The sequence below is a fragment of the Polaribacter sp. genome, from assembly GCF_965660385.1.
Taxonomy (GTDB): domain Bacteria; phylum Bacteroidota; class Bacteroidia; order Flavobacteriales; family Flavobacteriaceae; genus Polaribacter.
The window spans coordinates 39,813-53,591 of sequence record NZ_CBFHZT010000005.1 but is presented as its reverse complement, the minus strand read 5'-3'; the positions used below and the strand labels follow the sequence as shown (position 1 = coordinate 53,591).

The window sequence follows — 13,779 nt, the reverse complement described above, 5'->3', positions numbered from 1 at the left end:
AAGAAGATGGTTCTAAACAAAGGTTATGTAATTTTAAACTTTTACTGCTTTCCCTTTTTGTTTTGCAGCTTCGTTTCTTTCTATTTTATGATCTGGTCTTGTCCATCTTGGTTTTTCTCCCAAAGCTTCAAATTGAGAATCTTTGGCCTCTACTGTTTGTGGTTGCACTTTTTTGGTAAAGGGCTTTTGTGGGTTTAAACCTAATAACTCAAACATTTTCATATCCTCATTTACATCAGGATTTGGTGTTGTTAATAATTTATCGCCAGCAAAAATAGAATTTGCACCTGCAAAGAAACACATGGCTTGCCCTTCTCTACTCATTTGAGTTCTACCTGCTGATAAACGCACTTGAGTTTCTGGCAATACAATTCTTGTTGTAGCTACCATACGAATCATATCCCAAATTTCAACTGGTTTTTCATCTTCTAAAGGTGTTCCTTCAACAGCTACTAACGCATTAATTGGTGTTGATTCTGGTTGTGGATTTAAGGTTGATAGCGCTACCAACATTCCTGCTCTATCTTCTGCAGATTCTCCCATACCAATAATTCCACCAGAACAAACAGTTACGTTTGTTTTACGCACATTATCTATAGTATCTAATCTGTCTTGATATCCTCTTGTAGAAATGACTTCTTTATAATATTCTTCTGATGAGTCTAAATTGTGATTGTAGGCATACAAACCAGCTTCTGCTAATCTTTGTGCCTGATTTTCAGTAACCATACCTAAGGTACAACACACTTCCATATCCAACTTGTTAATGCCTCTCACCATTTCTAAAACTTGGTCAAACTCAGGGCCGTCTTTTACATTACGCCAAGCTGCTCCCATACAAACACGAGAACTTCCAGCTTCTTTAGCTCTTAATGCTTGTGCTTTTACTTGATTTACCGTCATTAAATCATTACCCTCTACATTGGTATGATATCTAGCAGCTTGTGGGCAATAGCCACAATCTTCTGAACATCCTCCAGTTTTTATGGATAATAAAGTAGATACTTGAACAACATTTGGGTCATGTTGTTTTCTATGGATGGTTGCAGCCTCATACAACAACTCCATTAATGGTTTATTATAAATTTCTAATATTTCTTCTTTCGTCCAGTTGTGTCTTACTTCACTCATAAATAATAGTTGATTTCCAGTTCAAAAATACAGTATTTACTTTATTTCTCTAATCCTTTTTTTAAAACTTCTTGAATTCCCTTTAAATTATCGCTGAACTGCATCATTTGTGCCAACACTTGTGCCATTTCATTCGTGTCTCCAAATCCTTTTAATTTGTTGTTTTTCACAAAAGTAGTTTTAATATTTTCCCATCGTTGTTGTTCATCCGAAGAAAGTAAACCACCCAATTCTTTGTATTTTAACAAGTTTGATTCTGCTGCACTTGTTAAGGTTTGTGATTCGTTTTCGTAATGAGATAACAACAAAGTTTCTAATTCTTTATTGTTCATTATAGGCACAACTTTCGCCACCAATTTATTCATATCTCTGTAAGACCCTTGTAATTTAAATGCAGGTTCTGTTCTGTTTGCCTCATCCATAGCAGCCGATTTTATATATGCTGCATTTACTTCCATAACGCGATCTCTAACAATCATCACCTTTTCTAAAACGGATAGATAATCGTTCAATTCTTGTTTGGTGTAATTTCCTTTTAACTCAACTCCTTCTCTATTGCCTGTTTCCACAATTTTTATCAATTGATAAATATCATCAAAATGTGTATTGGAAATTTGTGCTAAAATTGGGTTTGAAGTCATTGAATTTTCAATCAAACTCATTTTAAATAAAGATTCTGTATCGCCAATAATATCTCCCAAATTGTAAATATCGGCTCTGTTGGCTAACATATCAGGAATCTGAAACTTGTCTCCACTTTCTGTATATGGATTCCCAGCCATAATTACACAGAACTTTTTATCTCTAAAATCGTAGGTTTTGGGTTGCCCATTATAAACTCCTTCTATTTTACGAGTTCCATCTGCTAAAGAAATAAATTTCTGCAAAAACTCTGGATTACAATGCTGAATATCGTCTAAATACAACATTACATTATTCCCCATTTCAAAAGCTAAATTCAGTTTTTTTAATTCTTCACGAGCTGCGATATTGTTGGCGGACATTGGATCTACAGAAGTAACTTCATGACCAATTGCTGGCCCATTTATCTTCATAAAAATAAAACCCAACCTATTTGCTAAATACTCCATTAAAGTAGTTTTACCATAACCTGGAGGAGAAATTAGCAACAGCATTCCCATTCTGTCTGTACGTTTGTTACTCCCAACACTACCCAATTGTTTCGATAAATTATCACCAAAAAGTGGCAAATACACTTGATCTATCAATTGATTTCTAACAAAAGAAGTGAGTACTCTTGGTAGAAATTCTTCGAGTTTTAAAGCCTCCTTTAAATCTTCTGTAACTTGATGTTTTTCTTTTTTATATTGATGAAATCCAGCAACCTCAACATTAGTAAAATGTTTTAATTGGTTTACAAATTGATGATAATCAAAAAATAATTCTTGATTTTTTATAGTAGGATGACTTCCTGACAACTCTGTAATAAGTTCTGATGCTTCAATATTTACAATGTTACTCGCAGATTTATCTTCATATAAAAACAAACAAACTACCTCATATAAATAGGCAACATTATCTTTTGCATTCGATTTTATGTATGAAGAAATCCATTCAATGGCCAAATCAATTTTATAAGATTCGTTTTTAAGCAACTGAATTTCTGTTCTTAAACTCTGAATATTTTTTTTATCATTTATGGCATTACAAAAGGCTTCAAATAAATTGATTGCTGTTTGACTTACTGCAAACGAAGTTTCATCACTTAATTCTTGAAATAAATAATTTGCAATTTCAAGTTGATGAGCTGCATCATAATCTTTAATATTATGCAAAACATCCGTAAAAAGAGTATGAATTGATGCGCCTAAATCTTCTAGCAATTGAAAATGACTTTCACTTTCTGGAAAAACAGTTAAAACTGCTGCTGAAGCCTTAATTTTATCACTGTAAAATGTTCTTTTTTCTTCGGATAAACATTGCCAAAACAATTGTGCAAAAGCCCTTGTTTGTGGTGAAAATTTTAATAATCCTAAAGAAGTTCCTTTACCAATAAATGTCTTTAAAATTTTGAAAGCATCTAGATCGTGTACACCTTTTGTGTAGCCTTCTGTATAACTTTTAGAAGCCACACTTTTTACTAAATTTAACAAGTCTTCGTCTGTTAAATTGTACAAATTTTCTATTGAATTTTCTTGGGTAATTCTGTATGCCAAATATGAAGCACGATACACATTCTCGTTTTCAGAAACAAAAGGTTGATTCCAAAATTTCTCTGATTTTAGCAAGACTTCATTTTCAATTTCTTGGTAAAAATCAGTTCCTGTTAAATGATAAAAAAGTGTTTTATCTTTATAAACAATTGTTAAATCTAATACCTGTTTGTTAACACCGAATTTATGTTTTCCAAACTTGATGACATTTTCGCCATCTTCATATAAATCTTCCTTGTCTTTTAGCTTTCTTGTAGCATCTTCTTTAGCGGTTTTTAAACCGGTTTCAATCATTTCTGCTTTTCCACCATCATCTAAATCATACAATTGTGTAATGATGTCTCGCAGTTTATTAATCATTAAATCGGATGCGAAATAACCATTAATTTCATTTTGGAATTTAAAACTCTCTGCCTTTTTAACAACGCCGTTTAAAATTCGTTTTGCAGCAGTTTCTAAATCAATTGCCTTTTTATTTCTGGCTTCAATAATGCTACTTTTCCTTGCTTGAAAAGCGTTGTAAACTTCTTCTCTTTTTTCAAGAATATCTGCAATAAATTCGTCATAATCTGCAAATCTACCTTCTAAATCTTCTAATTGAATCGCAACTTTATTCAGTAATTCATCTGTTTTTTCGGGAGTTGTTGCAATGTCTAAATAGTTGACAATACTTTGGTCTATCAACTTAATTTTAGCAGCAAAATCGGCACTTGCCTCTTCAGAACTTAAAGATTTTATTTTATTTTTAATCCCAGCTTTTAATTGATTGATTGTTGAAAAAATCAACGAAATTGCATCAATAATTTTTGTGGAATGTGAAGTATCTTCAATTTCTAAATTCGATACAATATCAATCAGCAATTCTAAATCTTTTACAATTTGATTTACCTCATCTTCTAAAGCTCTACCAGCAATTACTTTTTTAATATTTTCTAGGGCTGTTTCCTTTTCAGCAACTCTTTTATGATAAGGCAACAAGGCTTTTTCATCTAACAAAAACGCAACACATCTTTGAGAAATGGTATCTGTATGTTGTGCTATTTCTTCTTCTAATTTTTCTAGATAAGAAACATCAACATAACGCACTTCTTTACAACCAATAATTTCTCCTCTTAAGGTTCTTAATTGAGATAAAGCATCAACAAAATCATCAATAATTTTAAAGGATGTACTTTTTATTTTACTAAAAAAACGATTGGTTTTGTTAGAAATTTCTTCGGTAATTTTGGTTGCATTTTTGCGCAACTGTACCACTTTATCAAACTCATCAATGGCTGAATTTGCAGCAGCATTTATAGCTGCTAAAGGAATGGATAATTCATATGTTTTCGGCTCTTTAATCCAATAATAACTGTCAATAATATCTAAAGATGTTTTCGCAATATCTTCATATAAACCATCGTAATTGTCCTCTTTATTTAAAAGCGTAATCAACACTTGGCATTCTGCCATTGCCTTTACAATATCTTTATTGCCTACTTTGTATAAAAAAGAATCTTTATGTTCTGATGGAATTTCTGCACCTTGAATAAAAGGTGTTTGCCAAATTTGAATGACGTGATGCCTTGTTTGATCTTCGCCATCTTTAAAATAACACAATTCACCATTTTTTAAAAAGGTAAATCCGTTACAAATAATTGGTGTTTTTACTTCTTGTTCAATTACATTGTAAGACATCAAAACATACAATCCTGTTTTTTCTTGATAAAAAACATAGAAAAAATCTTCACCATTTTGAGAAGTGATTTTGTCTTGGAATTTTAAATCTGAGAGTTGATTGTCAAAAATTTTGAATGCCCCAGATTGCAAATAATACCCGTTAAAAAAAATAATTCCTTGATCATTTGGCAATAAAACTGCAGCGTCTTTTACAGTATCAATTTTCTTAACTTCCTGTATTTTATGATTGTACACAAAATAGCGAGCTACTTCTTGAAAAGGCTTAATTTCTAAAACAATCAGATTTCCTAAATCTGCAAATCGGTATTGCCCATCATCTAATGTTTGGTCTGCGTGGGTAACTGGTTCATCTAAAATTCCTTTTCCGTCTTCTGTGTTGTTTTCAATTTTAATAGTTAAATCGCCACCAACAGTTTCTACAAAAACTTTATCTAAAATGCCAATATGAGGATGTTTACCATAGAAATGCATATCTCTTGTAACCTCTCGCCATTGAAATTCGTGCTGATTTGGAAACACATATTCATGTTCACTTCTGTTATCAACATACGTTAAAGTACTATCAGAAATCAACCATTTAAAAGTCTTAATATCACTTACACTTTCACTTAGTTGAAAAACCATATGCAAATAATTGCCAACAATGGCGAATTTGCTAAAAATGGTATTTCTGTAATATTTATAAAGATTTGTAAAATCGGTGATAAAGGTTTCGTCTTGTAAAAGGTTAAGCGATTTATTAACGAACTGCGTTCCATCATATGAATAAATGGAAAAAACATCATTTAATTTTACTTCTGTTCGTAACCCAAAATGAACATTATACCCAAAAATACTTAGATCACCAATGGTAATAATATCTCTAGCAATACAGTTGTTTTCTGTATTAATTCGATTATTAGCAATGAGTTTCGTTTCTACACTTCCAAAAACTTTTGCACGTTCTTGATTTAACTGACCAAGCCTGTTTTGAAGTTCTTCTTGCTGTTTTTGAAGACGACTTTGAATGATTTCGTAAGTGCCTTCTTCTATAATGTTATTTTTGTCTTCTTTTTGCATTGTGTTAATGTTCTTCTGAGATTTCTCCACAAGGTCGAAATGACAAAACTGTGATTCCTTAATTAACTCATGATTACTTACTGCTTGTCATTTCGAACGAAACGCAGTGGAGTTGAGAAATCTCAATCATTTGGAATCATTTTAAGATTTCTCCACAAGGTCGAAATGACAGGTAATATGTTATTTTGAGCAAAATGAAATAGAACCGAAAAATCTCAAACTTCATCATTTATAAATTTCCATTCTTTATTTTTAGTTGCAATCAAAAATTCTTTCTTTTTTCTACTCCATTTCTTTAACTGTTTTTCTCTACTGATTGCAATGTCAATTTCTTGATAATGCTCAAAATAAATTAAATATTTACAATTATACTTGTGAGAAAAATGTTTTGAATTTGCTTCTGGATTTGAATGATAATATAACCTTTCTTTTAAATTGTTTGTAACCCCAACATAAAGCACTGTTTTTGAATTATTTGTCAATATGTATACATAATAATTATGAGTACCTATTGTCTTTTTCATTGGTATAACTATAAAATTACTTTGAGATTCTCCACAAGGTCGAAATGACAAACGCGTGTCATTTCGAACGAAACTTAGTGAAGTTGAGAAATCTCTATTTCCTTAATAATTACTTTTGATTGTATGATATTAAATTTTTAATTAAATACTGCTTACAGAAAACTGAGCTCAAACTAAACTGTTCTGAGATTTCTCCACAAGGTCGAAATGACAAAATCACATTTCTTTTAAATTGAAATGACAAACATTTTGAAAATTACCCCAACTTTTTATCGTCTAAACCTAAACCTTTTGCCAAGTTTAGTAAATTAGAAAATAAATTACCTTCATCATTATCGTTTGTTTTCGATTTTAAATTCATTAAAATGTTAGCTACAGAAAGGTTTTTTAAATCTTCTGAGGACACATTGTATTTCGTAGCAAAATCTCTTACTTTTTCAAGTAGATTTCCCTTTACATCATTGCTTCCTAAAATGGCATCTTTTACATCTTGAACGTTTTCAGAATGTTTTGTTAATCGATCCAAACCTTTAGCTTTAGTAATTTGTCCAACAATTTGGTCGAAGAACATGGTTTCTCCACCAACAATATCAATATTCGCCGCTTTTAAAGCTTCTGCAATTACACTTGCTTGTGCATCTGCAATTTCTTTCTGAATATTGATTTCTGCTAAATCAACTTTTAATTCTTTGTCTAAACGCAACTTGAATTCTTCGTGTTCTTTTCCAACTCCGTCCAATTTCTTCATTGCATTAGCCTTTTCTTCTATTCCTGCTGCATCTGCTAAGGCTTTTTCTTTAATTACAGCTGCTTCAGCCATTCCTTCTTTCTCAATTGCAGCAGCTTTTGCTTCAATTCCTGATGCTTCTGCTTTGGCTTTTTTCTCAATAATTAAAGCTTCCACTAAACCTTCACGCTCATGAGCATCTGCTTTTGCGTGCATAACTTGTGCTTCAGACATACCAATTACAGCTTCTTCTTTTGCAGTTGCTTCTGCTAAAATTTTTCTAGCTTCCGCTTCTTTTTCACTTGCTTGTTTCTTAGCTAAAGCTTCAATATTAATTTCTTCTGCTTGTTGTATAGCAGCTTGTTTCTGAGCTTCTGCAGCTTTAGTTGTTCTAATTAATTCTTGTTCTGCTGTTGCTTCTGCATTTGTAATTTTTACTTGTTTATCTCTATCCGCAGTTTTAAAAGCTTCAATATCTTTCATATTTTCTTGCTCTTGCACCACTCCTTTTTCTAAAACAACACGATCTCTTATTACATCTTGAATATTCTTTTTCTCAACCTCAACAACTTTCTCTTTTTCAATTTGTGCCAAAGTAACAATTCGCTCTCTTTCAGTAGCTTCTAACATTCTGTCTTTTTCTACTCTTTCTGTTTCAACTGCCTCTGTTCTTTGTTTGTTTTTAGCAGCTACAATTACTTGACGTTGCATATTTTCTTCGGCAACTTGTAACTTTTCTTCTGTGGATATTCTTGCAGTTTCCGATTTTAAACGTTCTTCTTCAGATACTTTTAAAACATTTGCTTCTTCACGAGATTTTATATTAGCTATTTCTCTTTTTTGTTGCTCTTCTTTTTCAGCCAATTGCTTGTCTAATTCCAAAATTGCTTCACGTGCTTCAACATCTTGTTTACGGATGGTTTTTTCTTCATCACGCATAATTAAATTCGACTTTACATTTTGAGCCGCAGTTAATTCTGTAATTTTCTTAATCCCTTCCGAATCTAAAATATTGTCTGTTTTCAAGAACGAAACTGGAGTTTGCTCTAAATAATCGATAGCACAATCCTCTAAAGTATAACCATTTAAATCTGTACCAATAATATCTACAATCTCATCTCTAAACTCCCTTCTAGCTTCATAAAGTTCTGTGAATTCAAACTTTTTTCCAACCGTTTTTAGGGCTTCCGAAAATTTCGCTTCAAATAAATCTTCTAAAGTTTTAATATCTGACGCTCTTGCACAACCAATAGTTTGTGCTACTTTTTTTATAAATTCAATTTCGTTATTTACACGTACAAAAAAGGCAACTTTAATGTCTGCACGCATATTGTCTTTACAGATTAAACCTTCATTACCTAATCTTTCAATTTGGATTTTCTTTACAGAAATATCCATAATTTCTACTCTATGAAAAACAGGCACTACATATAACCCTTTATCTGTAGCTACTTTGGTTCCTCCAAAACCGGTTCTTACAAGTGCATCTCCTTGTGGAATTTTCTTGTAAAACATTGCAATAATTGCAAAATAAACAATAACAAGGAATGCAATTAATCCTAAACTGATTCCAATAATTCCGAATAATCCTTCTGGCATAATTTTTTTGTTTTTTTAGTTAGTTTTATATGATTGGACGTAATAATAATTCTTGTCTTTACTTTGTTTGATGATGATGATTGGCTCTTTATAGTCAATTTGTACACCGTTCAAAGATTTTACATAAATAGCTAATGGTGTGTGATCTACCACAACTTCTGCAGACCCCATTTTATTATCTTTTATTTTTGATAAACAAATTCCTCTTCTTCCAACAATTTCAATAGCTTTATCTCCATCCTTATTCAGATTTTTAAAAAACCCTTTAAAAGGAGCTGTAAATATTTTCGTTAACATTAAAGCAGGAAATACACCAAACAACATAATTGTATAGCCTAAAGAATTCTCATAGCTCTCTGTAATTGTTGTAGTTATGGTTGTAACCATCCACCAAATAAAAATCCAACAAGTAAATGTGAACATAAATGGCAACCCAATAAAATTGAAGAAAATTAAAAGTCTTTGCCACCATTTTAACGATTTCTTTTTAGGGTTTTTAGCTGATTTCTCGCTAATTTCTGTGGTAGCCATATCTTGAAAATCTACATTTCCACCTTCAATATTGGTTTCAAAATCAGTATCAATATCTGCATCTACGTCAATATCTATGTCTACATCTACATCCAAATCAAAATCGACTCCAGAAACCATCGTTAAGATCCAATACAAAACTAGAACTATCATTAAAATGGTTAAAGTGATGTTTACTGGAGAGAATAATATGTCTATTAAATGATTCAATAGTGTTGATTTAGTTGGTTAGCAAATGTTGGGTATTTAGTTTAATGTTCATTTTTTGTGATAGAAAATCATCTATAAAACAAAAGACAAGAAGTAAGGGTATTTTATCATAGCAATAATTTTTAAAAGTGACTAAATATAGTAATTTTTTGACGTATTTACAGTACTTATTTCGTCAATAAAATAGAAACTGCATTTCCACCAAAACCCACAGCATTGATCAATATTTTTTTAATATTCTTAGGTTGATTTTGACGCTCTGCAAATGGCACTGCAATAACTTTTTGGTGTTGTAACATCAAAATTGCTAATTCTAGACTTAACATTCCTGAAGCTCCAAAAGTATGACCGAGTTTCCACTTATTAGTAGTTAGAAAAGGAGTTTTGTTGCAAAAAACTTTAGAAATCGCATTTATTTCTGATTGATCTCCTTTTATGGTGCCTGGAGCATGCATTATTATTGCATCAATTTCATTTGGTGAAATAGTACCCAAAGCCATTTTCATCGATTTTTGAAAACAAATGGCATTTGTTGAAATAGAGGTGTTGTGTTTCAATACTTCAGTTGCAAAACCAACTCCACAAATAGTTGCTAAGGCATTTTTTACGATTCCTTTTTCTAAACAAATTGCTGATGCTCCTTCTCCCAAAACCATAGTGTTTTTTTTCTTTTGCAAATCGAAAGATTTACAAGGGTAAGATTCTTCGACACGTGAATCAAGTTCAGTGCAGGCAAGTTCAGAATGGCGTTTTGCGTAAACTTTTAGCGCCTGCATTTGTGCAATTGTAAAATTGGTTAAAGGCGCTTCGCTTCCGCCCACTAAAAAATGATCTGACATTCCTGAATTAATCCAAGCTACACCATTTAATAAAGAATGTAGTGCTGTAGAACAAGTTATAGAATGTGAAATTTCTGGGCCCGAGGTTTGTAAATCGTGTGCTACCCAAGACGAAATATTGCCTAAAGTTGTGGTTGGCGAACTTAAAGTTGATGATTTCTGAGTTTCTAAAAACTCTTTATGATATTTTTCGAACAACGCTGTTGCACCTCTGGATGAACCAAAATTAACTCCGAAATTAGTTTTAGATTTCCAATTGGCCGATTTTATTGCTTCTCTAGAAACATAAATGGCAAATAATACTGAATCATCTAAATTTCTGTATTTTGCATCGGATTTTCTTAATTCATCTACTTTGTGTTGACTTTCTTTAGAAAGTTGCCCCACAAAAACTTTAGACTTGTCATTTCGATCTTGTGGAGAAATCTCTTTTTGCGATAAAAAATGTTTGTCTAACAAATAGTTTTGCCAAATTTCATTGGGATTACTACCCAATGCAGAAATGGATGCTAACGCTGTTATAGATATGAGTTGATTCATATTGAGGTTGTAAAAATAAGTATTCTTTTGAGACCTTTTAGGTTTTTGAAACCTGAAAGGTCTTCTCTAATTTTTTTTCGCGTTAAGGATTGAAGCTTTGTTGGAGCTCTCCCGATTTTTCATCGGGAAGCGACTGCTGAAAGCCTGCAGTGGTTTGTGGCGTTTATGCAAACCACTGAACGCCCTAAACAATCGCCAAACTTTCTTCAATTGTATTGTACACTTTTTGTAATTCCTTTTTAGTAATTACATAAGGTACTTGAATGTAAATCGTGTTGCCTAAAGGACGCAAAAAAACACCTCTTTCCATAAAAAAAGCAAGTAATTTATCGCGTAAACTTCCATAACGTGCCATTTTTGTATCTAAATCTAATGCAAAAATAACCCCCAGAAAACGTGCTGTTTTTACTTTTGGATGCTTTTCAATTTTGGTTTTAAATGTCTTATGTGCTTCTGAAATAGTTGCAATATTTTGCTGAATTTCATCAGTTTGCAATAATTCTATAGCCGCATTTGCAGCTGCACATGCAATAGGATTTGCAGAATAGGTATGGCAATGAAAAAAACCTTTTGCCATTTCGTTACTTAAAAAAGCTTCGTAAATTTTTTCGGTGCAACTTGTAATTGCCATTGGCACCAAACCTGCTGTTAAAGCTTTACTTAAACAAATAATATCGGGTTTTGTTTCTATAAAATCGGATGCAAAGTTGCGTCCTGTTTTTCCAAAACCTGTCATAACTTCGTCTGCAATTGTTAAGATATTGTTGCTTTTACAGAAATTTAAAATTTTGTTTAAGCCAGTGGCATCATGAATTTTCATTCCTGCTGCCCCTTGAATTATGGGTTCGTAAATGAACCCAGCTACTTTATTTTTGGAAACAATTTCTTGTAATTTATTTAAAATTTCTTGGTGATTGTTTCCATTTGGGGTAGGAATCCTTTTTACTTCCATTAAAAAATCTTCAAAAGGACCATTGTACACAGATAATCCAGAAACTGACATTGCTCCAAAAGTATCTCCATGAAAACCATTTTCGAACGCAATAAATGTGCTTCGTTTTTCATCTAAATTAAAATAGTATTGCAATGCCATTTTAATTCCGGCTTCTACAGCTGTAGATCCGTTATCGTTAAAAAAAATTCGATTTTGATTATTTGGCAAAATTTGAATTAAATTCTCTGATAATTTTATAGCGGGTTCATGCGTAAAATCGCTAAACATTACTTGATCTAATGTTTGCATTTGATTATTTACACGACTGGTAATGTATGGATTACAATGGCCAAACATACAAGTGTACCAAGAAGAAATAGCATCTATATATTCGTTGCCATTTTCATCTGTTAACACACAGCCTTTTGCTTTTACAATGGCCAAACTTTCTGGATGCGTTTGGTGTTGTTTTAAAGGATGCCAGAGGTGTTTTTTATCTCTTTCTTGCAGATAGGCTTTATTAAGTTCTTTTTGCATTTTCTTTTAATTCTCTGTGTAATAAAATTTATTTTACCACTAAAACTTCATTAATATTCGTGGTAAATTTAGGCGATAAGCGTTCTTGTTTCATTTTCCAAGTACGTTTTAAATCTTGATTGCCTAACTTAATTTTATCTGCTTTGTATTTTTTATTTAAATGATCAATTGCAGACATTAATGGTTTGTGCTTCGGATTTTCTGATGAAAATAAATTAAGCTGAAAATTATCATTAGGCACTAAACCAGATATTATGACTCCAGCTTTTTTATATTTTATGCCTTTTTTAAAAATTGTTTTTACAGCTTCAATCGCTGCTTTAGCAATCACTAAAGTAGAATCTGTTGGATACGATAAAATTACGGTTCTGTCTACTTTAAGATAGGCTTGGTTTTTATCAAAACGATTGCTACGTAAAAAAACAGTAATTACATGACAGTTTGATTTTTGTTCACGTAATTTTTTGGCACAACTTGCTGCAAATGTAGCAATGCGCTCTTTAATATTATCGATATCTGAATACGTGTTTTCAAAACTTCTTGTGGTCGCAATCATTTTTTTAGAAGTTACAGCATCTTCTAAAGGAATTTTAGAAATGCCTTGTAAATCTTTTTGCAAGCGCCACTCTACAATAGAAAAGTTCTTCAAAACCCAATCACTTGGCAATTGTGTAAAATCATAAGCGGTTTCAATTCCTTTTGCTTGTAAACGTTTTTTTAAACGACTACCAATTCCCCAAACTTTTCCAATTTTAGTCCATTTTAGTGCTTTTATTCTGTTTTCATCAGTATCAATCACACAAATTCCTTTGGATTGTTTTAGGTTTGAACGCGCAATTTTATTCGCAACTTTGCTCAAAGCTTTTGTTGGTGCAATGCCTACGCAGGTAGGTATCCCTGTCCATTTTAAAATTCGGCTTCTCATTTTTATGGCATATTCTTCAAAATTGCAATGCTCAAAACCTTTAAATTCTAAAAAAGATTCATCAATGGAATACACTTCGATATCTGGAGAAAAATCGCGTAAAATATTCATCACTCTTGCACTCATATCACCATACAATGGATAATTAGATGACAGCACTGTAATATTATTTTGCTTACAAAACTGTTCCCATTTAAAAATAGGCGCACCAAAAGGCAAACCTATTTTCTTGGCTTCATCACTCATAGAAATTACACAACCATCGTTATTACTTAAAATAGCAACAGGTTTTTCTTGTAAATTAGGGTTAAAAACTCTTTCACAAGAGGCATAAAAATTATTACAATCTACCAATGCAAACATAAAAGT

At 32.0% G+C, this 13,779-nt stretch carries 8 protein-coding genes; all 8 read right to left on the bottom strand.

Features of this window, described 5'->3' with window-relative positions; genetic code table 11:
- Positions 1-33 precede the first annotated feature (33 nt).
- The 8 genes from bioB to ACTG3V_RS02785 all read right to left on the bottom strand — a co-directional run bounded on the left by bioB (position 34) and on the right by ACTG3V_RS02785 (position 13,773).
- Entirely contained in the window at positions 34-1,131 is a 1,098-nt protein-coding gene (bioB, locus tag ACTG3V_RS02820; RefSeq protein ID WP_439130609.1) for a biotin synthase BioB, read from the bottom strand.
- 41 nt (positions 1,132-1,172) lie between these two features.
- Complete coding sequence (locus ACTG3V_RS02815) at positions 1,173-6,044, bottom strand: DNA repair ATPase (protein WP_439130608.1); 4,872 nt, start codon at positions 6,042-6,044, stop codon at positions 1,173-1,175.
- A gap of 215 nt (positions 6,045-6,259) precedes the next feature.
- Positions 6,260-6,568 (bottom strand): GIY-YIG nuclease family protein, encoded by a 309-nt coding sequence (locus ACTG3V_RS02810; protein ID WP_439130607.1) that lies wholly within the window; start codon positions 6,566-6,568, stop codon positions 6,260-6,262.
- A 256-nt stretch (positions 6,569-6,824) separates the two neighbouring features.
- Complete coding sequence (locus tag ACTG3V_RS02805; RefSeq protein WP_439130606.1) at positions 6,825-8,894, bottom strand: flotillin family protein; 2,070 nt, start codon at positions 8,892-8,894, stop codon at positions 6,825-6,827.
- Positions 8,895-8,909: 15 nt separating this feature from the next.
- Positions 8,910-9,635, bottom strand: a complete 726-nt coding sequence (locus ACTG3V_RS02800; protein WP_439130605.1) for a hypothetical protein — start codon at positions 9,633-9,635, stop codon at positions 8,910-8,912.
- A 167-nt stretch (positions 9,636-9,802) separates the two neighbouring features.
- Positions 9,803-11,014 (bottom strand): beta-ketoacyl synthase N-terminal-like domain-containing protein, encoded by a 1,212-nt coding sequence (locus tag ACTG3V_RS02795; RefSeq protein ID WP_439130604.1) that lies wholly within the window; start codon positions 11,012-11,014, stop codon positions 9,803-9,805.
- 184 nt (positions 11,015-11,198) lie between these two features.
- Complete coding sequence (gene bioA, locus ACTG3V_RS02790; RefSeq protein WP_439130603.1) at positions 11,199-12,485, bottom strand: adenosylmethionine--8-amino-7-oxononanoate transaminase; 1,287 nt, start codon at positions 12,483-12,485, stop codon at positions 11,199-11,201.
- Between the two features lie 28 nt (positions 12,486-12,513).
- Positions 12,514-13,773: a Y-family DNA polymerase gene (locus tag ACTG3V_RS02785; RefSeq protein WP_439130602.1), complete on the bottom strand. Its 1,260-nt coding sequence runs from the start codon at positions 13,771-13,773 to the stop codon at positions 12,514-12,516.
- Positions 13,774-13,779 lie beyond the last annotated feature (6 nt).